Origin of the sequence: Streptomyces sp. NPDC088553, assembly GCF_044752965.1 — a bacterium.
GTDB lineage: Bacteria > Actinomycetota > Actinomycetes > Streptomycetales > Streptomycetaceae > Streptomyces.
Genome location: NZ_JBIVMG010000008.1, coordinates 398,029 through 423,576, shown reverse-complemented (window position 1 = coordinate 423,576; position 25,548 = coordinate 398,029). Strand labels below are relative to the sequence as shown.

The window sequence follows — 25,548 nt, the reverse complement described above, 5'->3', positions numbered from 1 at the left end:
ACCCGTTCCACCGCCACAGAGTGTCATGAGCCAGTCCACTACCACCACCCTGGGGGGAAGAACCTTGTCCATCGCCTCCGGCCTCCACGGCCGGCACCTCACCCGTCGCCTCGTCCAGCTCTACGTGGGGCTGACGCTGTACGGGGTCAGCTCGGCGCTGCTGGTGCGCAGCGGTCTCGGCCTGGAGCCGTGGGGCGTGCTCCACCAGGGCCTCGCCGAGAAGACGGGCCTGACCATCGGCGTGGTGTCGATCATCGTCGGGGCCGTGGTGCTGCTGCTGTGGATCCCGATCCGGCAGCGGCCGGGGCTCGGCACGGTCTCCAACGTGTTCGCGATCGGCCTGGCGATGGACGGCACCCTGGCGCTCGTCCCGGACGTCCACGGTCTGGCGGGGCGGATCCCGCTCCTCGTGGCCGGCATCGTCCTCAACGGAGTGGCGACCGGTCTGTACATCGCGGCGCGGTTCGGCCCCGGTCCGCGCGACGGCCTGATGACCGGTCTGCACCGGCTGACCGGCCGCTCGATCCGGCTGGTGCGGACGGCGATCGAGGTGGCGGTGGTCGCCACCGGCTTCCTGCTCGGCGGCTCGGTCGGTGTCGGCACGGTGCTGTACGCGCTGGCCATCGGGCCCCTCGCCCAGTTCTTCCTTCGCTGGTTCGCCGTTCCCGAGCCGGAATCCGGAAGCACCGCGGTCGCCCCCGCGACACCGGAAGACGCCATACTGCGGCGGTGACTCGCGTACGCCACCCCTACCTCGACCACCCCACGCCCCTCCCGTTCGCCCACCGCGGCGGCACGGCGAACGGCCTGGAGAACACCGCGGCCGCCTTCCGCCGGGCCGCCGCCGCGGGCTACCGCTACTTCGAGACCGATGTGCACACGACGTCGGACGGAGCTCTCGTCGCCTTCCACGACGCGACCCTCGACCGGGTCACGGACGCCTCGGGCCGGATCGGCGACCTGCCGTGGGCGGCGGTGCGGGAGGCCCGCGTGGCGGGCAAGGAACCGCTGCCGCTCTTCGCCGACCTCATGGACGAGTTCCCGGAGGCCCGCTGGAACGTGGACCTCAAGGCCGAGTCGGCGCTGCATCCGCTGGTGAACCTGATCCGCAGGAAGCGCGCCTGGGACCGGGTCTGCGTGGGCTCGTTCACCGAGGCCCGGGTCGTTCGGGCCCAGCGGATGGCCGGTCCCGAGCTGGCCACCTCGTTCGGGGTGCGCGGCGTGATCGGGCTGCGGCTGCGCTCGTTCGGCATCCCGGCGGCGGTTCGGGCCGGGGCGATCGCCGCGCAGGTCCCCGAGCGGCAGGGCGGCATCCCGGTGGTGGACCGCCGCTTCGTCCGGGAGGCGCACGCGCGCGGGCTCCAGGTCCATGTGTGGACGGTGAACGATCCGGCCCGGATGAACGCTCTCCTCGACCTCGGGGTCGATGGCATCATGACCGATCAACTGGAGACGCTGCGCTCGGTGCTGACCGAGCGGGGTGTGTGGGTCTGAGCGCGCGTCCCGGTCGCTCCGGACCCGGATCACCGGGCCCGGCCACGGGGACGAACGAGGGGGCGCGGCCTTGACCGCTGGAACCACCGAACCGGAGGAGTACGCCTCCGATCCCGCCGAACGCAAGCGGGAACAGCGGGGCTGGTACTTCTACGACTTCGCGTGCTCCGTGTACTCGACGAGCGTGCTCACCGTGTTCCTCGGGCCGTACCTGACCTCGGTGGCCCGGGCGGCGGCCGACGCGGAGGGCTATGTGCACCCGCTCGGGATACCCGTGCGGGCCGGCTCGCTCTTCGCGTACGCCGTGTCGGCCTCGATCGTGGTCGCGGTGCTGCTGATGCCGCTGGTCGGCGCGATCGCGGACCGTACGGGCCGGAAGAAGCCGCTGCTCGCGGCCGCGGCCTACGTGGGCGCGACGGCCACGGCGGGGATGTTCTTCCTGGCCGGCGACCAGTATCTGCTGGGCACGTTCCTGCTGATCGTGGCGAACGCCTCGATCTCGGTCTCGATGGTGCTCTACAACGCCTATCTGCCGCAGATCGCGGAGCCTGACGAGCGGGACGCGGTCTCCTCGCGCGGCTGGGCCTTCGGCTACACGTCCGGCGCGCTGGTCCTGGTACTGAATCTGATCCTCTACTCGGGCCACGACTCCTTCGGCCTGACCGAGGGCGAGGCGGTCCGGATCTGTCTGGCCTCGGCCGGTGTCTGGTGGGGCGCCTTCACCGTCGTACCGCTGCGGCGGCTGCGGGACCGCCAGGTCGGCCCGGAGGGGCGGGAGGGAGCCGGCGGGGGCACGGTCGGGAGCGGCTGGCGGCAGCTGCGGGCGACCCTCAAGGACATGCGCAGGCATCCGCTGACGCTCTCCTTCCTGCTCGCCTACCTGGTCTACAACGACGGCGTGCAGACGGTGATCTCCCAGGCCTCGGTGTTCGGTTCGGAGGAACTGGGCCTCGACCAGACCACGCTCATCACGGCGGTGCTGCTGGTCCAGGTGCTCGCGGTGGCGGGGGCGCTCGGCATGGGGCGACTCGCCCGGTCGTACGGCGCCAAGCGGACGATTCTGGGATCGCTCGCGGTCTGGACGCTGATCCTGGTGGCGGGTTATCTCCTGCCGGCCGACGCGCCCGTGTTCTTCTTCTGTCTGGCGGCCGCGATCGGCCTGGTACTGGGCGGAAGCCAGGCTCTGTCGCGCTCGCTGTTCTCGCATCTGGTGCCGCGCGGCAAGGAGGCCGAGTACTTCTCGGCGTACGAGATGAGCGATCGGGGGCTCAGCTGGCTGGGTCCACTCGTGTTCGGTCTCGCGTATCAGCTGACCGGGAGCTACCGGGATGCCATCATCTCCCTGGTGATCTTCTTCGTGGTCGGCTTCGTCCTGCTCGCGCGGGTGCCGGTTCGGCGTGCGGTGGAGGCCGCCGGCAACCCGATACCCGACCGTATTTAGACGTGGCAGTGAAAGGGCGGTAGTGTACGCGTTTGGCCTGCCAGGCGGACCGTTACTGCGTGCTGCTTTGGTGAAGACACCGGGTCACATCTGCCGTCAGATGTGACAAAACGGGCACTGGTGGGTACAACAAGGGGCGGCACGACGGGCGACGCATGACCCGGCACGGGAATCTTTACCGCCGACCGGACGTTGACCGGATAACGACGACAGCGACACCTGTCCTGTGGGCGACAAGCCCGGGAGGCACGATTCATGAGTGAGCGAGCTCTTCGCGGCACGCGCCTCGTGGTGACGAGCTACGAGACCGACCGCGGCATCGATCTGGCCCCGCGCCAGGCCGTGGAGTACGCATGCGAGAAGGGCCATCGTTTTGAGATGCCCTTCTCGGTGGAAGCGGAAATTCCGCCGGAGTGGGAGTGCAAGGTCTGCGGAATCCAGGCACTCCTGGTGGACGGGGACGGACCTGAGGAGAAGAAGGGCAAGCCTGCGCGTACGCACTGGGACATGCTCATGGAGCGACGCACCCGCGAGGAATTGGAGGAGGTCCTCGCCGAGAGGCTGGCCGTCCTTCGTTCCGGCGCCATGAACATCGCCGTGCATCCGCGCGACAGCCGCAAGTCCGCCTAGCGGACGCACCGGTAGAACAACGCCGCGGGGCCCGGTACACGAACTGTGTACCGGGCCCCGCGGCGTTTTCCGTGCCCCGCTCCCTCACCGCGGTGAGGGAGCGGGGCACGGGTCAGACATCAGGGCGTCAGGGGCGGGCGGTGCTCCTCGACCCTGCGCGGGCCCTGAGCGGCGTCCTCGCGGATGACCTCACCCTGGACGACCTTGCCGTCCGGGCGGTGGATACGAGCCTGCTGAAAGGCGTCCTGGAGGCTACCGGGAGGCGCGGCGGCCATCCGGCGCTCGGCGGCCCGGTCCGCGTACCGCCCGAGGAGCGAGCGGACCGGCGGGATCAGCAGCAGCAGACCGAGGGCGTCCGAGATCAGGCCGGGGATCACCAGGAGCAGACCGCCGAGCATCAGGAAGCCGTTGCGGTCCTCCGCGCCGGTCCGCTCGGGAGCCGACGGCACGGTGCCCGACTGCGCGGCGGCCTGGGCCTGCTGGAAGGTCGAGGAGAGGTTGCGGAAGGCACGACGGCCCGCCCGCTTGACGACGGCGGCACCGAGCACGATGCCGCCGACGAGCAGGGCGAGGACGGTGAGTCCGCCCGCCGCGTCCGCCACCACCGTGAGCAGCCAGATCTCGAGGACCAGCCAGGCGGCGACGGCGAGCGGAAGGAAAGTACGCGCGCGTGAGCGCTTCGGGGCGAGGGGAGGCGTTGCGCCGGTCGTCATGGTCCCCAGTGTGCCTGGAGCCCCGCCGGAACGTCGTAAAGGAAGGATCAGCACAGGACGCCCCGGCAGGGGCGTCAGGAGGCCTTGCGGCCGAGCAACCGGCCGACCTTCTCCGCCCGCGCCGACAGACCCCAGCCGGTGACCCGCCAGAGCGCCTCGACCACGATGTTCCGGCTCATCTTCGAGTCGCCGATCTCGCGCTCCACGAAGGTGATCGGGACCTCGACGACATGGAAGCCGGCGGCGACGGCGCGCCGGGCCAGGTCGACCTGGAAGCAGTAGCCGGCCGAGGCCACGTCCTCCAGGCCCAGGCCCTCCAGGGTCTCCTTGCGGAAGGCCCGGTAGCCGCCGGTGACGTCGCGGATCGGCACGTCGAGCATCACACGCGAGTAGAGGCTGCCGCCCCGGGAGATGAACTCGCGGGACTTCGGCCAGTTCACGATGCGGCCGCCCGGCACCCAGCGGGAGCCGAGGACGAGGTCCGCGCCCTTGAGGGCGGTGAGCAGCCGCGGGAGCTCCTCGGGCTGGTGGGAGCCGTCGGCGTCCATCTCGACGAGGACGCCGTATCCGTGCTCGATGCCCCACCGGAACCCGGCGAGGTAGGCGGCGCCGAGCCCCTCCTTGCCCTTGCGGTGGAGGACGTGCACGTGGTCGTCCTCGGACGCGATCTCGTCCGCGAACTTGCCCGTACCGTCAGGGCTGTTGTCGTCGGCGACGAGGATGTGCGCCTCGGGTACGGCTTCCCGCACCCGCGCGACGATCGGCTTGATGTTCTCCGCCTCGTTGTAGGTCGGAATGATCACCAAGGCCTTGCCGAGCGGGCCGTAACGCCTCTGGCCACCGTCGTTCACTACTGCCCCTTCGGATACATACACAGGCCACCACCATAGCGAGGTCCCCGGAGTGCTCCGGCGCGGCGGGTCGACCGCGAGGGGCGGGGCGGCGGCCGGACGGAGCCGGAATCGCGGGCTCCGCGGCGGCACGGCGGGGCCGGATCGCAGGTGGGACGGTGGCCCGGCGGGGCCGAACGCCCGTGTGACGTGCGGTGCGGGGGGGCGCCGTACACCCGCCTGACGTGCGGTGCGGGGCCCGTCGTCCTTCGGTCCGACCCGGGATCCGCTGGCGGCGGATCGACCGAAAGCCGTTGTCTACTGAACGTCCGGGCCCCACCCGGGTCGCACCTTCCGCCGGAGAAACCTTCCCTCGCGGCCGAGGCGCGGGCGGCGTTCGGCGAATGCGTGGAGATGCTGTCCGGTCGGACGTCCTGTGGTGGACGCGGAGAACCTACCCGCCCCTGACGGTCGACTGTCAACACCCGCTTGACCTGCGGATACGTCCCAAAAGGCCAGGCCGGAGGGGAAGATCCGCAGGTCGGGGACAAGCGTACGGAAGAGGTGTCCCGGGTGGGACATATCCCTACATCACTCGTTCGGCCGTACGAACACCGGCTGTCCGTGCACGACCGTCCGCAGGCAGACGGGGAGATCCACTCCGGGGGACAGATCGGGCAGACCGGGTGTTCCGGAGCGCGGGTCGGTGGACCAGCGGGCCACTCGGTCGTCGGGGGCCTGGACGACGAGTTCCTCGGTGCGCCAGACCGCGTAGTCGGCCGGGGCGCCCGGTACCAGCGTCCCCGCGTCGTCCCGGCCCACGGCCCGCCAGCCGCCCCGGGTGTGGGCGGTGAAGGCGGCCCGGGCGGAGATCCGGTGCTCGGGGGTGCGGTGGAAGGCGGCGGCCCGGACGGCGCCCCAGGGGTCGAGCGGGGTCACCGGGCTGTCCGACCCGAAGGCCAGCGGCACACCGGCGCGCAGCAGCGCCGCGTACGGGTTGAGGGTGCGGGCCCGCTCGGCGCCGAGCCGGTCGGCGTACATGCCCTCCTCGCCGCCCCAGAGCGCGTCGAAGGCCGGCTGGACGGAGGCGGTGAGGCCGAGCTCGGCGAAGGCGGCGACGGTCTCGGGGGTGAGCATCTCGACGTGCTCGACGCGGTGCCGGGCGGCCCGGATCCTCGCCATGCCGAGCTTCTCGGCGGCCGCCCTGACCCCCTCGACGACGGCCGTCACGGCGGCGTCCCCGATGGCGTGGAAGCCGGCCTGGAGGCCCGCCTCGGTGCAGGCCACGACATGGAGGGCGATGGTGGCCGCGTCCAGGTGGGCCGCTCCCGTGTGGCCGGCGTCGGCGTGGTCGGCGTACGGCTCGTGCAGGCAGGCCGTGTGGGAGCCGAGGGAGCCGTCGGCGAACAGGTCGCCGGCCGCGCCCAGGGCGCCGAGGGCGCGGGCCCGCTCGACGTCGAGGTCCGCCCAGTAACCGACGATCCGGGGGCCGGCCTCGTCGCGGGCCAGGTCCAGGAGGCCGGTGAAGTCGTCCTCGGAGGAGATGCGGGGGCCGCCGCACTCGTGCAGGGTGCCGATGCCGAGGGAGGCGGCCCGGCTCCGGGCCGCGCGCTGCGCCTCGGTGCGCTGGCGCGCGGAGACGGCGCCGAAGGCGGCGGCCCGCACGGCGTGGTGGGCGTCGCCGGTGAGCGGCCGCTGTCCGTCGTGGAAGCCGTCCAGGTCGCGGACGCCGGGGACGAGGTCCAGGAGGGCGGTGGTGACGACGGCCGAGTGGACGTCGATACGGGTGAGGTAGAGCGGACGGCCGCCGGTGAGCTCGTCGAGCTCGGCGCGGGTGAACGGCCGGCGCTCGGGCCAGCGGGAGGCGTCCCAGCCGTGCCCGATGAGGATGCGGTCATCGGGGCGGGCGGCGGCGTGGGCGCGGATCAGCTCCGCCGCCCCGGCGAGCGAGGCGGCGGCGGACAGGTCGAGCCCGGTGAGGGCGAACCCGGTGGCGGTGGTGTGGACATGCGCGTCGACGAACGCCGGGGTGACGAGCGCGCCCTCCAGGTCGACCACCTCGTCCACGCCGGTCGCGAAGGCGTCGGCCGCGCCCTCCGAGCCCACCCAGGCGACGTGCCCGCGCTCCACCACCATGGCGGTGGCGAAGGGGTCGGCGGGGCTGTGGACTTCTCCACCGCGCAGCAGCACGGTGCGGTGTTCGGCGGGAGACGCAGGAGGCATGGACTCACTCATGCGACCAGGCTAGGACCTGCCGGGACCCGGTTTGTCCGGCAGGTCCCCCGTGAGGGCCGCACGCGCGCGTCGTACGGCCCTCACGCACACGTCGCACGGACCCACGCGCGCGTCGTACGGCTCCGCCCCGCGCGGCCGTCCCGGTCAGATGCGCGGCGGCCGCGCCTCGTACGGGGTGGAGAGGACGACGGTGGTGCGGCTGGAGACGCCGGCCTGGGAGCGGATGCGACTGAGCAGGTGCTCCAGCTCCAGCGGGGTGGCGACCCGGACCTTGAGGATGTAGTTCTCGTCACCGGCGACGCTGTGGCACGCCTCGATCTCCGGGATGTCGGCGAGCCGGTCGGGGGTGTCGTCGGGGGCGCTGGGGTCGAAGGGTTTGACCGAGATGAAGGCGGTCAGCGGCAGGCCGACGGCCTCCGGGTCCACGACGGCCGCGTAGCCGCGGATGACTCCGCGCTGCTCCAGACGGCGGACGCGCTGATGCACCGCCGACGTGGACAGGCCCGTGGCCTTGCCCAGGTCGGTGTAGCTCATGCGCCCGTCCTTGACGAGCAACTCGACGATCTGACGATCCAGCTCCTCCATGCGGTGACCCTATTGCTCCCGGAGGGGAGCGGCACCGCCGGGGCCGACCGCAATCGGGCGGTATGGGTCATCACGGGGCACCCTCGGCGGGCATGTGACGAACGCCACAGGTTTGCGTCCGGCCTCGGGTACTGCCACACGATTATGCGGACGGCCGCATGGGAAGTGCTTGCTGTGGTCGAGGCCGTACAGATCCGGCCGACCCACCCGAGGGGGAGATTCTCCATGCAGGAGCCTGTTGATTCGGTCGACACGTCCGAAGAGCTCGACGCGTACGACACCTTTGAGATGTTCCGGGTCATCTGCCCGGAGTGCGTGCAGCCGATCGCGCTGCTCGCGGACGAGGACGCGCTGCCGGAGCACGCGCTCTGCCCGACGCCGTGGAACCCCTTCGTCCTGACGGTCTGCCCGGGCACGGGCCTGTCGGCGACCGAGGCCCGCCCCGCCGACGACACCCTGGAGGTCCAGGAGCAGGACACCGCCCTGCTCCTGACGCTCCCCCAGGGTCTCGACTGGCGCACGCAGCCGTTCTCGCACGTCGGCGGACCGGGCTCGCGCCCGATCCGGGTGCCGCAGATGCGGCGCGCGGCCTAGGGCCCGTCCGGACGGGGCCTCCGGGCCCCTCCGCTCACCAGTAGCTTCCCCGCACCATCGCCGCCAGGGTGGCGTGGTGCAGGATCAGGCCGTCGGGGTCCGCGGGTACCTCGACCTCGCCGAAGTGGGCCTGTCGGTACGCGATCCTGAGCATCACGATCGCGTGCCGCAGTGCCGCGTAGAGGGTGTGGAACTCCATGTCGCGCGGGGTGTGTCCGGTCAGCTCCGCGTATCGCCGTTCGACCGCGTCGCGCCGCAGGAATCCGGGCAGCCCGGGCTGGCCGAAGCCGACGGTCAGGTCCTGGAAGAAGCGGTGCAGGTAGACCGCCCAGCCGAGGTCGACCTCGCGCGGGACGCAGGCCGCCATCTCCCAGTCCAGGACGGCGGCGGGGACGAATCCGTCGTAGACGATGTTCCCGATGCGCGCGTCGCCCCAGCCGAGGACGGCCGGGCCCTCGTCGGCCGGCCAGTGCGCCTCCAGCCAGTCGAAGGCCGACTCGATGAGCGGCGAGGGCGCCAGCCCCTCCACCACCCAGGCGTAGTAGGCGCGTTGGGCGTCGACATGACGACGCAACGGCGTCCCCGGGCCGTCCGGCAGCAGGAACTCGGCCTCCTTCGCCGGGAACTGGTCGTGCAGCCGCGCGAGGACGGAGACGGACTCGGCCTCCAGCAGGGCGCGTTCGTCGTCGGTGGCGGCGTGCAGCCAGTTCCCCTCGTACGTGTAGGGCATGACGTCCGGCGGGACCCGGCCCTCGGCGTGGGCCATCACGAAGAAGGGCGCGCCGAGCGGCTCGGGGTCCTCTTCGAGCCACAGCACACGCGGTACGGGGATGTCGGTGTGCTCGCCGACCAGCCGCATGACCCGGTGCTGGCGGGCCATGTCGTAGACGGGGAAGACGGTGTACGCCGCGGGGTCGGCGGCCAGCCGCAGGGCGCAGCCGCGTACCGGGGCCTCCGGGTGCTCCAGGTCGAAGAGCAGGGTCTCGCTGGACATGCCGTTGGAACCGGGCACGGCGAGCCCGGTGACACGGGCACCGGGCAGCTGCCGGTCCAGCCAGGCGGTGAGCCGGCGCCCGAGCTCCTCGGGGTCGCGGGTGGTGGTGCGGGGGCGGGGCGCAGAGGTCAAGGGAAGCTCCTCAGAGGGCCGTCGACGTGTGGTCGGCGAAGCCACTGGGGTCGTGGCGGCCGAACGAGCCGTGCTCGAAGATGCCGTAGCCGGTGTGGCCGTCGAGGGTGAAGCGGGCGGCGTGGTCGGTGACGCCGTACGCCGCCATGGGGTGGGCCGCCGGGTCCGTGAGGTCGTAGACGCGCCGGTCGGTCCAGCCGCGGCCCTGCCAGGTGCCGTGCTGCCAGTCGCTGGCGGGCGGGTAGCCGGCGCCGACGGCGAGTGGGGAGGAGGCGAGGATGTGGACGCCGATCTCCAGGGGCTTCCCGGTCGGGTCGGTGAGGTGGACGGTGGCCCGTTCCGGGTGGCGGGTGCCCGTGCGGTACGTGATCTCGGTTCGGGGCCAGCCGAGTTGGGTGTCGCGGTGGCCGTTCCGTACGAGCAGGGCCTCGTTGAGGGTGCGGTAGCCGTCGGCGTCCTCCTGGGCGATGACCATGAGGAACCGGTCCTCGAAGCGCATCGGGATCCAGAGCCAGTGGAAGCCCTCGGGGCGGAACTCGGCGCCGCGGCCGGGCTCCTCGCCGGGGATCGGGCGGACGCCCCAGCTGCGGTCGCGGGTGCCGGTCCACTCCCCCGGCGTGACCGCGAACTCCTCGCCGCCCGCCCTGATCGTGCCGGCGCAGCGGCCGGCCTGGACGAAGCGGCGGCCTTCCAGGGTGAGGCGGCCGCCGTGGCGCTGGGTGTGGTGGGGTTCCCAGACGGCGGGGAAGTCGCCGGTCCAGCTCAGGTCGTACGAGAGCCCCTCGGGATCGTCCGGATCGGCCGCGCAGCGCAGCGAGAGGCGCTTGAGGGGCTCGTCGACGGTGATCGTGAACGGGCCGACGGAGAGGTTCATGCGGTCGTCGCCGAGCGCGTCGGAGGCCCGGACGGCGTGCAGCCGGTCACCGACGCGGAGGGTGGCGTAGGCGTCGACGACCCCGGTGTTCGGATAGACCCCGAGACCGGCGACGAGCAGGGCGCGGCCGGTGTGGTCGAAGACGTGGAAGATGCACCGGTCGTAGGCGTTGCGGTCGCCGCTGACGTGGTGCTTCATCGAGAGCGGGGCCTGGTGCACGGGGTATTCGTCGAGTGCGACGGGCCGGTCGTCGACGTGCCGGTGCACGGACATGGCTGACCTCCTGGTCGGCGAACGCGTGTCTTCCGCGAGGGAAACTGACGGTACGTCAGGTTCGCGGCGGGGGGCCAGAGCCGTGCACCGGGTACCGGACGAACTGCCGCACGAATCCCCTCGGCGGTGACCACGGCCGCCGGGACGCGTTGGTCCGGGCATGACCACGCTGTACACGACCCCCAGCGGAATCGGTCGGCACCGACAGGCCGAGCCGCGCCTTGAAGAATCGGTTCCTCGCCCGCCGTCGGCGGCCGCCCCGACGGCCACGCCGGCGCATCCGCCCGCACCGGTGCCCGTCCCCGTACCGGCGCAGGCGCCCGCGCCGACCCACCTCCCCTCCGACCCGCCCATCTACAAGGCCGTGCTCTCCCTCTGGGCGAGCCAGGGACGCACCCTCCCGGGCCACCGCGACCAGGAGTGGGCGCGGCTCGCCTCCGGCCCCGTCTGGGCGGACCGCACGGTACGAGTCAGCGGGACTCTGGTCCGGCCGGGCGAGGCGCGGTGACCACCCGCCGGATCTGACGGGAACGGACGCGGACACACGGTGCGGAGGGGTGGACCCGGCCTGCCCGGCGTGTGGATCCGGCCTGCCCTCGCACGCAATGGCCTGGCTCGAGCGTGAGCCCGCGCTGCCCGCGCGCGAATCGGCCGGTCTAGCGCGCGACGCGGTAGCGCAGGTACACGACCCTGGGGCCGAACCTGCGCGTCTCGACGAGTTCGAGCTCGACCTGGCGCTCGTTCCGGGCGAAGAACGGAATGCCACCGCCGACCAGCACCGGGTAGACCATGATCTGGTACTCGTCGATCAGGCCCAGCTCGGCCGCCTCGGCCGCGAGCGTCGCGCCGCCGATCGCGATGTCGCCCTCCCCCGGCTCGGCGCGCAACCGCTCGATCTCCTCCGCCAGCCCACCGGAGGCGAGGCGGGCATGGCCCCGCACCTCCGTCAGCGTGCGGGAGAAGACCACCTTCGGAAGCGGATTCCAGAGCTCGATCCACTCACGCCCGTCGTCGTCGAGCGACTGATCCTGGTCGGCGGTCTCCCAGTACAGCATCGTCTCGTACAGCCGCCGCCCCAGCAGATGGACGCCGACGCCCCGGATCTCGTCGATCCAGAAGCGGAAGACCTCGTCCTCGGGGACCGTCCAGTCGAAGCCGCCGTCCGGCCCGACGATGTAGCCGTCGAGCGACATGCTCATCGAGTACGTCACGCTGCGCATCAGAAGTCCTCCTCGGGAAGGGGAGCCCCGCGCGGAGATCGTCGCGAAGGCGGTCCGGCTGCCCTGCTACCTTCCCCCCTTCAGCAGCGATCTGCTGATCACCACACGCTGGATCTGATTCGTGCCCTCGACGATCTGGAGCATCTTCGCCTCCCGCAGATACCGCTCCACGGGGAAGTCCGCCGTGTACCCGTAACCCCCGAGCACCTGCACCGCGTCCGTCGTGATCTGCATGGCGGCGTCCGAGCAGAACAGCTTGGCCATCGCCGCGCGGCGGCCGAAGGGCCGCCCCTCGTCCCGGAGCCGGGCCGCCTCCAGATAGAGCGCCCGGCCCGCCTCGATCCGGGTCGCCATGTCGGCGAGGAGGAAGCGGATCCCCTGGAAGTCGGCGATCGGCCGGCCGAACTGGCGGCGTTCCACCGCGTACGCCAGGGCCACGTCCAGTGCCGCCTGGCTGAGCCCGACCGCGCAGGCGGCGATGCCCAGCCGCCCCGAGTCCAGGGCGTCGAGCGCGATGGCGAAGCCCTGCCCCTCCGCGCCGAGGCGCCGCGCGTCGGGGACCCGTACGCCGTCGAAGTGGAGCTGCGCCGTGGGCGAGCCCTTCATGCCCATCTTGCGTTCGGGCGGGGCGGCGCTCAGTCCCGGCGCGTCACCCGGCACCAGGAAGGCGGTGATGCCCCGCGCCCCCTCCTCGCCGGTCCGGGCCATGACCGTGCAGAAGTCGGCGATCCCGCCGTGCGTGATCCACGCCTTGGTGCCGTCGATCACCCAGTCGCCGCCGTCGCCGTCCCGGACCGCCCGGGTGCGGAGGGCCGCCGCGTCCGATCCGGCGGAGGGTTCGGAGAGGCAGTACGCGCCGAGCAGGCCGCCGCCCAGCATCGCGGGCAGATGGGCGGCGCGCTGCTCGTCGGTGCCGTAGCGGGCGAGGGCGTGACAGGAGAGGCTGTGGACGCTGACGCCGAGCCCGACGGTGAGCCGGGCGGCGGCGAGCTCCTCGAGGACCTGGAGGTAGACCTCGTAGGGCTGACCGCCCCCGCCGTGCTCGGGGTCGTAGGGCAGTCCGAGCAGCCCGGATCGGGACAGCAGGGTGAACAGCTCGCGGGGGAAGTGTCCGGCGGCCTCCTCCTCGGCGGCGCGCGGGGCGATCTCCCGGCGGGCGATGTCCCGCGTCAGGGCGAGCAGCTCGCGGGCCTCGTCGGTGGGCAGCCGGCGTTCGACGCCGTCCGGGGTGCTGTCGGCCATGACCGGGCGCTCCTCCCTGCCGGGCGCGGGCACGAGCACGGGCGTGCGGGGCGCGCGCGGGGTCGCGGGGAGTATGCCCGTTCGAGGCATCGGGATCACCCGGCGACCGGGGGATCACACGGACGCCGGGGCCAGCACGGACGCCGGGGGATCACACGGACGCCGGGGCCGGCACGGACGCCGAGGGATCACACGGCCGCCGGGGGCGGGCACGGTCGCCCGCCGCGGCCGAGCGGAGGGCCCAGCCACGCAGGCCGTCGCCGGCTCAGGGCCGAGCGGAGCGCCCAGCCACGCGAGCGGTGCGCCGGCTCAAGACCGAGCGGAGGGCCCACGCCACGCGAGCGGTGCGCCGGCTCAGGTCCGAGCGGTCCGCCGACGTCACATGAGGCCGGCCCGGGTGACGAGCACGGCGAGCAGGACGACCAGGGTCCAGCCGAGGACGTGTTCGAGGAGCTTGGGGCCCCCGTCGTCCTTCGGGCCGCCCGTGCGGGCGCGGAGGAGGAGTCGGGTGGCGGAGGCGGAGGCGGAGGTCATGCCGACCACCTTGCGGTACGGGGGCGGCCCCGGGGTAGAGACGTCGGTCACGTCCCCCGGGGGCACGCCACCGCGTCGGACGACGCCGGGGGCCGCGCGTGCCGTGCGCCGCGCGGGCGAGGGCCGGTCGGGGAGGCAGAGGCGGCGGACCGCTCCTGTGCCGGAGACCACTCTCCCGCTCCCGTGGTACCGCCGGGCGCGGAGCCGGACGGTTCTCCGCAGGGGCGGGGCCCCGCTCACCACGCGGCCCCCCGCCCCTCCCCGTGTCAGGAGAGCCCGTGGGGCCGACGGCGGCCCGTGGTCATGCCTCCTCGTCGCCCCCGCGCCGGCGGAGCGCCCGCTCGGCGATGCCGCTGGAGAGCTTGCCCGTCGCCGACCTGGCCCGACCGAGGGTCTCGGTGCCGAGGCGGCGGGCGGCGTCGACGTTCTCCGCGCCCTTCTCCAGCGCCTTGTCCCTCACCTCGACAGCCGCGTCCTTCCATCGCCGAGCCTCCAACGACTCCTGACCGCGCTCGATCCCGAGCCGCCCGTGGAAGTCGACGACGGCGACCTCTACCTCGTTGCGCGCCCGCACCACGTCCCGGGACGTCGTCGGGTGCAACAGCACCTTCGCGTTGGCCGTACCGGCGGCCGCGTGCATCCGGGCCATCAGGCGCTCGGTACTGCGTGCGATGAGATCCGTCCGATTCCGCCTGGCGGCCCGCAGCCCGAGGCGATGCGAGTCCAGCTCGTCCGGAGCCGTGTCCCGCACCCGGTCGAGTTCGAGCACGGCGAACGCGTCCTGGAGCCGGAAGCAATGCGCGAGAACAGCGAGCCACTCCCGAGCCTTGGACTCGGCCTCCATCGACGCCTTGGCCAGCTCACCGATCTTGGTCTTGCCCTCCAACTTCTCCGCGAGCGCGTCGAGTCGACACAGCGCGTACGACTGGGTCTGGGCGATCGTCGTCGAGGTGTCCTGCACCTTCGACCAGGTCACCTCGGAGACCCGGCCCACCGTCTCCCGGATGGTCATGGCCTCCTCGATCACGAGGTCCACCCCGATCATGTTCGACAGCGCGAGGTCCTTCTGCGCGCGGAGCACGTCGTCGACCTTCTCGTCGATCGTGGCGAGATAGTCGGCGATTTCGTCCATGGCCTGCTGCATCGCCAGCTGAGCCATGATCGTGGCGATGCCGGCCAGCTGCGCCGGGTTGGTCCGCAGCGGTCCCGAACTCTTCGCGAACTCGACGAATCCCTTGATCTGGCCGCTGTCGCCCTTCAGCACGCCTGTGCTGAGACCTGTCGTGGCGCTCTCCCGCAGACCGTACGCGTCGATGCGCTGCGCGGACTCCTTGGTCAGCTTCACCCAGCGCCGTGAGTGGGCGGCAGCGTCGGAACCCGCCTGCGCGATTCCGGCCGCGTTGCCGAGGGCGGATCCGAACCGCCGCGGTCCGAGGTCCTTCGACGGCAGCCTCTCGGAACCGAGGAACCGCTCGACCGCCGACCGACTCCCGATGACCGTCAGGCCATCGCCGTCACTGATCAGCTGAATCTCGTCAGCCATGCTCAACTCCTCGTGTGGCCTTCCCCGACTGAGGAGGAAGCTCTCACATCGCCGGATCTCCCGCTGAAGGACGGCGACTTCAGGGGCAATCGCGGGGCCCGTCACCTGACCCCCGAGGGCGACCGCGCCACGGTTGCAGGTTCAACTGCGCGCTACTCCCGGTTTCCTCGCGCGGCTTCGACGCGAGCGGTGAGCAGTTGAACCCACGGGTTCTCGACGTTCCGCGGGTAGTTCGCCTGCTGAGCACCCGGCGCTGTTTCGATCAGATGCAGCAAGGTCCATGAAAGGCCGTAACAGTTGTCGGGGCCGAAGCACAACGCCAGCTCCTGCGCCTCTTCATCCGAGACCGGAGCAGCGATGTTCTCGAGAAGTCGCTGGGCCTCTGCGATTTCCTCCTCGGAAGCGTCCTCCGAGGGAAGCGCTCCCGCGCCGATCAGGTCCTCGACCTCACACCGAACCGACATTCCACACTTTCCCTTCTACATTTTTCCGATGCTCCGGTAATAGGCGAGCAGATCCCGGATTCCCTTGTTGTAGTAACTAGGATCGCCATACTGCTGTTGCCCTATTCGGCGCATGTCCCAAATATCTCTGGCGAGTACCGTCCGGAATGAAAGCCCAGCCTCCGCAGCCTTGGTGGCCCTGCCGCGAGCGCCATAGGTGCGGGTGAGGGCATGGTCCGCATGCGTCATCACGATCGCACCGCCATCGCTTCTGGGCAGGTGCCCAAGCGCATCCTGAGGCATGTGGTGGGGGGTGAGCCCGTCACCCGGCACACCGGGATCCATGTCGCCGAACCGTCCGGCCTGGTTCTCGACGACAGTCTTGCAGCTCGTGTTGTGAACGAGAACCGGGGCCGCCCCCGCCAGCACATAGTACGTATGCAGCTCATCGACCGTGAGATTGTGGACCCGCTTGTGCTGGAGCCACGCGCGTACGGCGCTCACCTGGGTGTAGGAGCCGTTTCCGGTCTGCAGCAGCGTGCCGGGGACGATTTCCTTGGCGTAGAGCCACTTGCCCAGTTCGGGTGCCCAGAACGGGTGGTTGTCCGTCGCGACGACCTTGCCCGGATGTCCGCCGGGGGCGGTGACGGTGATCTCGACCAGGTTCTTCTCGCCCTCACCGGTGATGAGCGCGGTGACCGTGCGCGAGCCGGTCTCTCCGGTCACCGGGTCGGTGGCGGTGACCGTGTCACCGATGCGTACCTGGCCGATGGCCTTGTGGGTGCCGTCGGCCATCACGACCCTGGTGTCCGGGGTGAAGCTGTTGCCGGTGCCGCAGCCCCCTCCCCCGGTGTCCGCGGCCTTGGGGGCGGGTCCGCTGTCGGCCGGTTTGGGTGCGGGAGGACTGTCCGCCGCCTTCGGTACGGGTGCGGTGTCGGCCGCCTTGGCCGTCGCCGCCGCGTCGCCCGCGTTGTTGGCGGTCTTGGCGGCCTGTGCGGCGTCGAGTGCCTTGTTGCCGTACTTGGCGGCGTTCGCCGCGTAGCCCGCGCCCGGGATCGCCGAGGCGGCGGAGAGGCCGGCGTTGACGTAGTCGCCTTCCGCGGCGTACCAGCCCGCGTTGGCCAGGTCGCCGACCTCACCGACGACCGGGACCATGCCGACGACGTCGAGGGTGGTGTGGCCGATCGTCTTCCACGACGGCATCTTCGGCCACTTGCCGGTCGGGTCCATGAGCTTGACCGGGTTGTTGTGGGCGTAGGTGTAGACGGCGAGGTTGCGCGGCTCGGCGATGCCGCCCGCCATGTCCCCGTCGAGGTAGTCGGGCAGTGCCGGGTCGCTGCCCGCCCAGAGCTGGGTCCGTGGGTTGTAGTAGCGGGCTCCGTAGTAGTAGAGCCCGGTCTCGACGTCGAGTTCCTTGCCGGTGAACTGGTAGGGCGTGTCCGCCTGTCCGGTCCGTTCCTCCACCCAGGTCTCCCCGTAGGGGAAGTACTCCAGGTGCTCGGTGACCTTGCCCTGCTTGTCGGTGACGTAGCCGGAGGAGCCGATGTGGTCGGCGTGGAAGAACTGCTGGGCGTCCTCGGGGCCGGTGGTCGCGACGGCCTTGGTCGTCACGCGGCTGTCGCCGACGAAGACGTGCTTGTAGCCGGTGGCGTCGCGTTCGCTGTAGTAGCGGTTCGGGTACAGCGAGAGCCCGTCCTCGCTCCGCTTGACGAGGCGGTCGCCCTTGTCGTCGTAGACGTAGGAGACGGTGGCGCCGGCGCAGCCGCCCGGGTCCTGCGTGAGGGTGCCGGTCGCCGTGTCCTGGTTGCAGACGAGGCGGTTCTCCTCGTCCCACACGTACTGCCGGCGCTTGTCGGCGGCAGCGGTGTTGACCGTGCCTGTCAGGTTGCCGTTGGCGTCGTAGGCATGGCTGATCGGACCGACCTCGGTCGGGGCATGCGGTCGGGCGCCGTCGTAGGCGTACGTGTAGTCGTAGGTGGTCCGGTCCTGGACGTCGCTCGGGTTGGACGGGTCCTCGACCGGTTCGATCGGCCCGGCTCCGCCGCCTCCGACCGGGAAGGCCGGGGTGCCGCCGGTGACCTCGTGGGTCTGCGACTTCCTCGTGGTGTTGTGGATCGAGTCGTAGCCCAGGCTCAGCGTGTACGTGTTGACCGCGTTGTTCTTGTCGGTGTACCGGCCGGACGCGGAGGTGAGCCGGTACTGGTCGTCGTATCCGTAGGTCTGGCTGCTCGGACCGCCGATGTCCCCGCCCTGCGGCGCGTCGTTCGCCAGCGAGGTGATGTTGCCGATCCTGTCGTACGCGTAGCCCAGGTTCTGGAACGCGGTTCCGCCCGGGGCCACGGACTTCAGTGCTCCGAGTCGGCGGTCCTCGGCGTCGTAGGTGTAGGTGGTGCGGACCCCGTTGCCGGTCTGCTGGAGGATCTTCTGCCCGAACTTGTCGTAGTCGACCCGGTCCAGGTACGTGTAGCCGGTGCCGTTCTTGGATCCGGTGGCCCGGCCGACCTGGCCGCCCGAGTCGTAGTCGTAGGTCAGGACCTCGCCGTCGGGATAGGTCATCTGCAGCACACGGTTGAAGGCGTCGTAGCGCCAGGCGGTGGTGTAGGTGCGCGGGGCGTCGCGGACCGCGGTGATGGTGCGGGTCTCCTTGATCACCTCGCCCAGTGCCCCGTAGGCGCGCTTCACCGTTCCCGCCGCGTCGTGCACCTCGGTGACGCGCGAGGCCGTGTTGTCCGGTGCGCCGGGGGCTCCGTACTCGTAAGAGACGTCGTTGTCCGGGAACGTCGGGTAACGGATGGCCTTCAGCCGCGAGTACTCGTAGTCGTACTCGACGGACTCGCCCGCCGCCCGCAGGTTCGCGGTGATCTTCGACGTGACGTTCCCGGCGAGGTCGTAGCGGGTCTCGGAGCGCCCGGCGTCCGGGCTGTCGAACGAGACGCGGCGTCCCAGAGCGTCGTAGCCGGCGCGCGTGACGTTGTTCTTGTCGTCGGTGATCGTCGTGACCTGACCTGAGGGGTCGTACGCGTAGCTGGTCCAGATCGCCGAGGAGCCGTTGAACTCCTTCACCGAGGTGGTGGCGCCCCGGACGTCGGTGTAGGTGCGCCGCTCCTTGCCGTTTCCGTCGGTCGCCGTCCGCTCGAAGCGGGTCGTGCCCGCCCGGTCCTGGCCGAAGCCGTACCGGGTGCTGGTGGTGACGCCGTCCGGTTGCACGGTCCTGACCGAGCGGTCCAGGACGTCGAAGGTGTCCTTCGTGGGTGCCACGGAGTCGAAGGAGGCGTTGAACGTGGTGTTCGCGGCTCCCTTCTCCTCGGTCACCGGGTAGTACTTCTCCACGGCGCGGCCGAGGTGGTCGAACGTCAGCCGGCCGGAGACCGTCATCACCTGGGTGGGCGTCGCCCCGGGCGAGGCGGACACCGAGGCGTCCTTCTTGGTCTGCAGGACACGCTTGAGGCCGTCGGTGAAGGTGACGGTGTCGATGGTGTCGTCGCGTACGCCCGAGGCGGCACGGTCGAGGTGCGCGGTCGTGGCGTACGGGACGGCCGCCTCGGGGTGGTAGCCGAAGGTGATCGTGGCCCGGTCGCCGTCCTTCTCGTAGGGCCCGGTCACCTTGTCGAGCCGGCCGACGCTGTCGTAGGACATCCGGAGCGGCTGGCCGTTGTGGTCGGTGTTCCGCTCCGGCCGGCCGTACTTGAGGTTGTACGCCGTGGACGACCGGTAGCCGAAGCTGTCCTCGATGGACTCGATGTGCACGCCGACGGTGGTGTCGTAGCCGTACTCCAGCGTGTAGCGCTGCCCCTTCGCGTTGGCCGGACCGGTGACCGATCTCAGGTTCCCGTCCGGGTGGTACGTCAGGTCGGAGACGGCCGCGGTGTCGTCGTCGAGGTACTCGCGTATCTGGCCCACGGCGCCGGTCGCGCAGTCGACGGTGGATTCACGGTGCCGCAGGAGGGCGCCGGTGGCCGCGGCCTTCTGCCATATCGCGTCGGCGATGCCGACGAGGTACCGGTCGCGGCACCGCGTGTCGGAGCCGCTGTACCCGTAGGTGGTCTCCAGGTCGTCCGCGGCGCCCTCGTCGCCCTTGTCGACGGTGCGGAGGACGTTGCCGTACTCGTCGTAGGAGAGGTCGGTGGAGGTGGATTTCCCTGCGCCGGCCGCGCCTTCGTAGTACTTGTCCTCGACGCGGGTGAGCTGCGGGAAGACGGTGGCTGTCCGGCTCTTCGGGTCGGCTTCCTGGTCCGTCGAGGTGTCGAGCAGCCGGTAGGTGTGGAGTGTCTCGCGGTACGGGTGGCCGGCGCCGTCCTCGGTCAGTGTGCGGGTCAGCAGGCCGCGGCTCGCGTATCCGTCGGTGCGGTACTCGTCGGTCACCGTGCGGCGGACGGCGTCGTCCGTGCCGGTGTCGCGGTCCTCGGTCACCACGCGGCCGAAGCCGAGGAACTCGCGCTCCAGCCGGTCGTACTGGCCCCGCTCGTAGCGGAAGGTGGTCCGACGGGTGTCGGCACCATCACCGGCGAGCCCGTCGAACACCGAGGTGCGGGAGAGCACCCAGCGGCTCGCCTGCATGTCGGCGGTGTTGCCCGACCGGGTGTAGTCCAGGTCGATACGGGCGCCCATCGGCCGGCTGACCGAGCGCAGCAGATTGGTGCGCCCGGTCTTGTTGACCGCGACCAGGAGTTCGTCGTCCCGGGTGGACTTGACGTGGTCGGCCAGGCCGTCGCCGTTGACGTCCCGCAGGCTGGTTTCGGCCCGGCTGATGCCGGTGGACGCGTTGACGCCGGGGTTGAAGACGAAGACGCCGACGGGAGTGGGCAGGCCGACGGTGAAGTAGACGCCCCCGCCGAGACTGGCGTTCTTGTCGACGGCGATGTCGGGGAAGCTGCCGCGGAAGGGGGTGGGCGCGGTGAAGCCGGTGCCGGTGTTGACCGCGACCTTGATCGGGTTGGCCCCGTCGGTGAACACCCGGTCGGTGAGGCCGTCGCCGTTGACGTCCGTCATGCTCGCGTGGGTGAACGAGGTTCCCAGCTCGGCGGAGACACCGCCGGCGAAGCCGTAGCGGTCGACGTTGAACCCGAGGTTGACGCCGACGTTGCGGGTGGACGCGTCGTTGATCGGTCCGGCCGGCCAGGGTTCGCGGGCGGCGAAGGAGTAGCCGAGGTTCAACTGGACGTCGCCGTTGCCGAACACCTTGTCCGGCAGCCCGTCCCCGTTGATGTCGATCAGGTCGACGCGGACGTCGGACTCGCCGCCGCCGAGGCTGCCGCCGATGCCGAGCGACGGCTGGACCGCGCCGGTGGTGGCGGTGTTGGCGCTGGTGCCCGCGTCGGGTGCGGCCATGCCCAGGGCGCTCGCGATGGTGGCGGTCTCGCTGCCCGCGGAGAGCGACACGTTGCCGGAGACGTTGTCCGCCTCGCGGACGTTGCCGCCGAGGGTGCCGCGTGTGGCGCCGAGCGCGCCGGTCATGTCGGAGAACTGGATCTCCTTGGCGCCCACGACGTCGGGGTAGCTGTCACCGTTGAGGTCGAGGTAGTCGACCGAACCCGCGGTGATCCCGCCGACCACGGTGCCGCCGAACGGGCCCGCCGCGAGGGTGGCCGACACCTGGCCGGTGACACCGCGGCGCATCACCGCCCGGTCGCCCGCCACGTCGGCGTCGGTGACGATGTCGATGGTGTCCGCGCCGAGGCGGGAGCTGGTCGCCATCGCGGCGGTGATCCAGGAGGACTCGTCCTGGGCGGCCCAGCCGCCCTTGGCGGGCACGGGGGCGAACACCGCGAGCCGCGGCATGGTGAGCCGGGGGTTCGCGGCGAAAGGCGCGACGTCCGCTTCCTTGGGCTCCTTGGGAAGCGCGTTCCTGAAGCTCTGGTCCAGCGTGAGTTCGGCCTGCTTGAGCGGTTGGGTGGCGCGGTCGCGGTTGCCCTGGTAGCCGATCACGCCCCAGCCGCGGTAGGGCTGGGCGAAGGCGCCCTGTCCGACGGAAGCGTGCATGGCGCTGGGCGCCGGGGTGAAGGTCGGCCAGGCCGAGGTCACGTCGTAGGTGACCGACGCGGACTGCGAGACGAGCAGGCCGAGCAGTCCGGTCTCGGTCGTGGAGTAGTCGATGTAGAGGTCGTCGCCGGCGGTGACCGGCACGGTCAGGTCCAGGTTCGGGCCACCGAAGGGGGAGGTGTCCTTGGCCTGGAAGACCCGTTTGCCGAGCAGTTGCCCGCCGCGCTTCTTCACCGTGAGCGCGATCTTGGCGTCACCGAGGAGGTTGAAGTTGAGGGAGACCTTGGGCCGCACCTTCAACTGGCCGGTCCTGGTCGCCTTGTAGGACTGCTGCGGCGCGGTGAGGGTGTTCGCCGGGAACATGTCCTGGTCGTACGGCGGGGTGATCACCAGCGTGGGATCGCCCGCGGCGTCGACGACCGACTCGACCCCCTGCGCGGCCGTGTAGTGCGCCTTCGGCGCCCAGGTCACCGCCGAGGCGTCGATCGGGGAGTCGGTCTTCAGCTTCCACGACATCTTCTCGAACGTTCTGACCGGGATGCTCACGTCGATCGCGGTGGTGCCGGTCGACGCGGCGGGCAGCACCTTGCGGAACACCTCAGCGCCGGGGTGGACGCCGTTGCCCTTCTCGATCACGACGGTCACGTCGTCGGAGGTCGCCTTGTTCTTGACCACGTCACCGGTCAGCCGCAGCGTGCCGTTCACCGGCACGGTCACCAGGGACGGCCTGCCACCGAAGGTGAAGTCGGCCGACGCGCGGAACACGGTGTCCGTCAACCCGTTCGCGTCCGTGCCGGCCGGCAGGTCGGTGTAGGTGATCGCCGGGTCCCACGCCACGGTGTCGTACGTGCCGTCCAGAATGGACTGGGTGCGGAAGTAGAGCGCGTCGCCCTTCCTCACCGGGATCGACGCCACATTGCCCGGGGTGAACTCGGTGTGGTCGTCGGGGCCGATCCGCTGCGCCCAGAGTTCGGTGTCCTTGTGCTGGATGGTGACCCGCACGCCGTCGGCCTTGGTGGAGGCCGCCCGTGCCGGGGAGGGGTCCTGCGTCAGCTGCACGCGGCCGTCCACGCGGACGGTGCCGTCGTACGGCGCGACCCAGCGGCGCACCGTGTCGAGCAGCGGCGAGTTGTCCACCTGCTGGTTGAACTGCGCGGTCTGATCGCCGACGATCTCGCCGGTCACCGTGCCGCCCCCGATCGGCACCGGGGTGCGGGTGGAGTCCGCGCTGTAGGCGGGTCGCCCGTTCGCGTCCAGGTAGCCGAACAGCACGCCGCCGTTGTTGACCAGGTCGGCTATGCCGTCGCCGTTGACGTCGCCGAAGAACCGGTCCGAGGTGGTCGTGGTGCCCACGAAGTCCAGCTGGGCCGAGGTGGTGAGGACGTACGACTCGACGCCGATGGTGCCGGACAGCGTGCGCTCGGTCGAGATTCCCGGGAGGCCGGTGAGCTTGATCGGCGTGTCGCCGAACTTCGGCGCACCGCCCGGTGTGGCCAGATTGGGCCGGTAGAACACGTCCTTGTTCCTGCGGAACACCTTGTCCGGCAGGTTGTCGCCGTTCACGTCGGTCAGCGTCGACAGGCCGTCGGACTGGCCGGCGTTGAACCCGACCTTCAGCCCGACGGATCCCTCCTTGGTCGGGAGTCCCTGCACGTTGTAGCCGGCGAACAGGTGCGCGCCGAAGCCGACCGACGTGTTCGCCGAGATCGCGCTGGCCTCGCCCTCGCGGATGTTCACCCCGAGGTCGTCGTCCGGCACCGACCAACCCGCCGCGTCGGCGAAGGTGTTGTAGGTGCCCGACGGGTCGCGCACGTCGTCGAAGTAGTCGAACGTGTGGGTGTTGAACAGCTCGTTGCCCTCGCTGAACTGCGACACCGAGGTGAGCAGCGTCTTGGCGAACGCGCCGGTCCGGTAGTTCAGCTCGTAGGCGCGGATCAGCTGGTCGTCCAGCTTGACCTCGACGCGCCGCAGCAGGTCGGCGGTGACCTTCTTGAACCCGTACGTGGCGTCGATCCGCACGTCCGGCCGGCGGGGCTCGCCGCGCTCACGGTCCCGGATGAACGTCACCGAGTACCTGCCGTCGGTGTCGCCGCGGCCGGTGTAGGTGATCTTCCGCGGGTACAGGTCGCTGCCCGGCACCGTGGAGCCCGCCGTGCCGCCGTCGGCCACCTTGGCGTACCGGTAGCGCAGGACGTTGTCGTTGCCGTCGCGGGTCTCGCGCGCCGCCCAGGTGGCGACGCGGCCCGTGCCGTCGGCCAGCGTGCTGTCGGCCGTGCCGCCGAAGAGCGTGCGGACACCCTGCTTGTCGGTGACCTCCCACCAGTAGTTGGTGGGGCTGTCACCGTGGCGCACGATCCGGTCGAACCGGCCCTCCACCCGGGTGTGGAACACCTTCTCGGCGGTGCGTGCCCGCAACGCGCTCCGGTGCGCCACCGGGGTCAGCTGCTCGCCGTTGAGCAGGTAGGTCTCGGTCTCCAGTCCGGCGTCGTAGCGGGGCACACCCCATCGGGTGTCGACCGTGACCATGGGGGTGGCGAGGTCCCACCCGACGCCGAGCCACCCGTTCGTCCCCGACGAGTTGTAGGTGACGGCCAGACTGGGCTCCAGGCCCGCGCGGCCCTTCGGCACCTCCAGCGGGTACGACAACCGCGCGTCGCCGCTGTTGTTCGCCGAGGGCGCCTCGACCAGGTTCACCCCGGAGCCGGGGTCGGCCGCCTTGACGTCCTTGATCTGGTTCGGGTTGAACGACGTGCCCTCCGGCCCCTCCGGGCCGTTGACCGCCGACCCGGCGTCCGGCACCGACGCGGCGGCGCTGCGCAGCAGTTCGGGCGAGGTCAGCCCGGACATGGTGAGCACCATGGCCAGGAGGATGATCACGCCCGTCCGTCTGCGGACCACGCGCTGGACAGTCATCAAAGAGCCCCCGTACCGCCGGACGTCCCCGGAGCACGGGTCATCCGACGACCGCCGCCCCCTGTACTACCGAACGGTAGATCGCGAGCCGCGTCGTTCGTACAGGCTTTCTGGACAAGACCGGTCCGCCCGGTCACGATCCGGCAACGGGCGGGCGGGCTCCCTTCGCCCACCCGCCCGTTGACCGACCCGCCCGCTGACGGTCAGGCCACGAGATAGCGAACCGCGTCCACGACGTGCGGACCGTACCCGAACGCCGAGCCGAGCCGCTCAAGGCGACGGTACGTCTCGGGCGACAGGCTTGAGCAGAGCTCGTCAGCGGCCCTCAGCAGGAAACGGAACGCCAGCTCCGAACACACCGTCTCGGCGCAGCGCACGAGAGCGTCCCGCACCGGTGCCGGCGGCACATGGCTACGGTCCGGCCGCCGGTCGAGGCTCGCGACCAGCTCCACCACCTCCACCACCTCGGCCGCCAGCCGCCGATGCTCCACCGCCACCGCACACTGCCCGGCCGCCCCGCACGCGGGGTACGAGGAGCGGTCGGCCTCCGACGCGCCACTCGAACGCGCGAGGGGCACGGCCACGTCGAGGAGCCGCTCCAGCCACGCACGCTCGGCGCCCCGGATCTCCGGCGAGCCGCCGTACGGCGGGTCCGTGGACCGCCACAGCAGGTTGAGCTCCTCACCGTCGAGACCGGAGTCCCGCAGCCGCAGGATGTCCTCGATGAGGAGGGCGAGGCCCACGGGGTCGCCCTCCGGGGCGCCGAGGTACGCCCGGACATGATCCAGTTCGTCCTCGGCGTCGAGGACCCAGTCCCCGTGGAAGGAGGCCCCCAGCGCGGTCACACCGAAGTCGAAGTCCAACCACTCATGCTGAGCT

General features: G+C 71.1%; 19 protein-coding genes. 6 read left to right on the top strand and 13 right to left on the bottom strand.

The genetic code is table 11. The features are described from left to right. The first annotated feature begins 25 nt into the window (after nt 1–25). From ACIP8Z_RS28280 to ACIP8Z_RS28265, 4 genes are all read left to right on the top strand, one after another. Nucleotides 26–733, top strand: coding sequence for a YitT family protein (locus tag ACIP8Z_RS28280; protein ID WP_402088220.1), 708 nt, complete (start codon nt 26–28; stop codon nt 731–733). Then, entirely contained in the window at nt 730–1,494 is a 765-nt protein-coding gene (locus tag ACIP8Z_RS28275) for a glycerophosphodiester phosphodiesterase family protein (protein ID WP_402088218.1), read from the top strand. Before ACIP8Z_RS28280 ends, ACIP8Z_RS28275 begins: the two co-directional genes overlap by 4 nt. Nucleotides 1,495–1,564: 70 nt before the next feature. After that, nucleotides 1,565–2,935 carry an MFS transporter gene (locus ACIP8Z_RS28270; protein ID WP_402088216.1) on the top strand — a complete coding sequence of 457 codons (1,371 nt, stop codon included), beginning with the start codon at nt 1,565–1,567 and terminating at the stop codon, nt 2,933–2,935. Nucleotides 2,936–3,190: 255 nt separating this feature from the next. Further along, entirely contained in the window at nt 3,191–3,565 is a 375-nt protein-coding gene (locus ACIP8Z_RS28265; protein ID WP_015032218.1) for an RNA polymerase-binding protein RbpA, read from the top strand. Between the two features lie 119 nt (nt 3,566–3,684). On the opposite strand, the gene fxsA is transcribed toward ACIP8Z_RS28265, so the two are convergent. The 4 genes from fxsA to ACIP8Z_RS28245 form a co-directional block, all read right to left on the bottom strand. Next, nucleotides 3,685–4,278: an FxsA family membrane protein gene (gene fxsA / locus ACIP8Z_RS28260; protein WP_402088213.1), complete on the bottom strand. Its 594-nt coding sequence runs from the start codon at nt 4,276–4,278 to the stop codon at nt 3,685–3,687. Nucleotides 4,279–4,352: 74 nt separating this feature from the next. Continuing rightward, entirely contained in the window at nt 4,353–5,129 is a 777-nt protein-coding gene (locus ACIP8Z_RS28255; protein ID WP_402088212.1) for a polyprenol monophosphomannose synthase, read from the bottom strand. 570 nt (nt 5,130–5,699) lie between these two features. Continuing rightward, entirely contained in the window at nt 5,700–7,343 is a 1,644-nt protein-coding gene (locus ACIP8Z_RS28250; RefSeq protein ID WP_402088210.1) for an amidohydrolase, read from the bottom strand. Nucleotides 7,344–7,487: 144 nt separating this feature from the next. After that, complete coding sequence (locus ACIP8Z_RS28245; protein ID WP_017242178.1) at nt 7,488–7,928, bottom strand: Lrp/AsnC family transcriptional regulator; 441 nt, start codon at nt 7,926–7,928, stop codon at nt 7,488–7,490. 225 nt (nt 7,929–8,153) lie between these two features. Here ACIP8Z_RS28245 and ACIP8Z_RS28240 point away from each other — a divergent pair, with 225 nt between their 5' ends. Further along, nucleotides 8,154–8,522: a hypothetical protein gene (locus ACIP8Z_RS28240; protein WP_266963850.1), complete on the top strand. Its 369-nt coding sequence runs from the start codon at nt 8,154–8,156 to the stop codon at nt 8,520–8,522. A gap of 34 nt (nt 8,523–8,556) precedes the next feature. Here ACIP8Z_RS28240 and ACIP8Z_RS28235 read toward each other — a convergent pair whose 3' ends face one another. Together ACIP8Z_RS28235 and ACIP8Z_RS28230 are read right to left on the bottom strand one after the other, a co-directional pair. Further along, nucleotides 8,557–9,648, bottom strand: a complete 1,092-nt coding sequence (locus tag ACIP8Z_RS28235; RefSeq protein WP_402088207.1) for a phosphotransferase family protein — start codon at nt 9,646–9,648, stop codon at nt 8,557–8,559. A gap of 10 nt (nt 9,649–9,658) precedes the next feature. Continuing rightward, on the bottom strand, nt 9,659–10,795 hold the full coding sequence (locus tag ACIP8Z_RS28230; RefSeq protein ID WP_402088205.1) for a hypothetical protein: 1,137 nt from the start codon (nt 10,793–10,795) through the stop codon (nt 9,659–9,661). 160 nt (nt 10,796–10,955) lie between these two features. Between ACIP8Z_RS28230 and ACIP8Z_RS28225 the strand changes: the two genes are divergently transcribed. Beyond that, nucleotides 10,956–11,303, top strand: coding sequence for a hypothetical protein (locus tag ACIP8Z_RS28225; protein WP_402088203.1), 348 nt, complete (start codon nt 10,956–10,958; stop codon nt 11,301–11,303). A gap of 148 nt (nt 11,304–11,451) precedes the next feature. On the opposite strand, the gene ACIP8Z_RS28220 is transcribed toward ACIP8Z_RS28225, so the two are convergent. The 7 genes from ACIP8Z_RS28220 to ACIP8Z_RS28190 all read right to left on the bottom strand — a co-directional run bounded on the left by ACIP8Z_RS28220 (nt 11,452) and on the right by ACIP8Z_RS28190 (nt 25,532). Continuing rightward, complete coding sequence (locus ACIP8Z_RS28220; protein ID WP_402088201.1) at nt 11,452–12,015, bottom strand: dihydrofolate reductase family protein; 564 nt, start codon at nt 12,013–12,015, stop codon at nt 11,452–11,454. 66 nt (nt 12,016–12,081) lie between these two features. Beyond that, nucleotides 12,082–13,257 carry an acyl-CoA dehydrogenase family protein gene (locus ACIP8Z_RS28215; protein WP_402088198.1) on the bottom strand — a complete coding sequence of 392 codons (1,176 nt, stop codon included), beginning with the start codon at nt 13,255–13,257 and terminating at the stop codon, nt 12,082–12,084. Nucleotides 13,258–13,635: 378 nt separating this feature from the next. Continuing rightward, nucleotides 13,636–13,791: an SCO1431 family membrane protein gene (locus tag ACIP8Z_RS28210; RefSeq protein WP_402088196.1), complete on the bottom strand. Its 156-nt coding sequence runs from the start codon at nt 13,789–13,791 to the stop codon at nt 13,636–13,638. Between the two features lie 301 nt (nt 13,792–14,092). Next, on the bottom strand, nt 14,093–15,334 hold the full coding sequence (locus ACIP8Z_RS28205) for a hypothetical protein (RefSeq protein ID WP_402088193.1): 1,242 nt from the start codon (nt 15,332–15,334) through the stop codon (nt 14,093–14,095). Nucleotides 15,335–15,486: 152 nt separating this feature from the next. Further along, complete coding sequence (locus tag ACIP8Z_RS28200) at nt 15,487–15,798, bottom strand: hypothetical protein (protein ID WP_402088190.1); 312 nt, start codon at nt 15,796–15,798, stop codon at nt 15,487–15,489. 15 nt (nt 15,799–15,813) lie between these two features. Further along, nucleotides 15,814–24,669 (bottom strand): SpvB/TcaC N-terminal domain-containing protein, encoded by an 8,856-nt coding sequence (locus ACIP8Z_RS28195; protein ID WP_402088187.1) that lies wholly within the window; start codon nt 24,667–24,669, stop codon nt 15,814–15,816. Nucleotides 24,670–24,872: 203 nt separating this feature from the next. Further along, complete coding sequence (locus tag ACIP8Z_RS28190) at nt 24,873–25,532, bottom strand: hypothetical protein (RefSeq protein WP_402088184.1); 660 nt, start codon at nt 25,530–25,532, stop codon at nt 24,873–24,875. Nucleotides 25,533–25,548 lie beyond the last annotated feature (16 nt).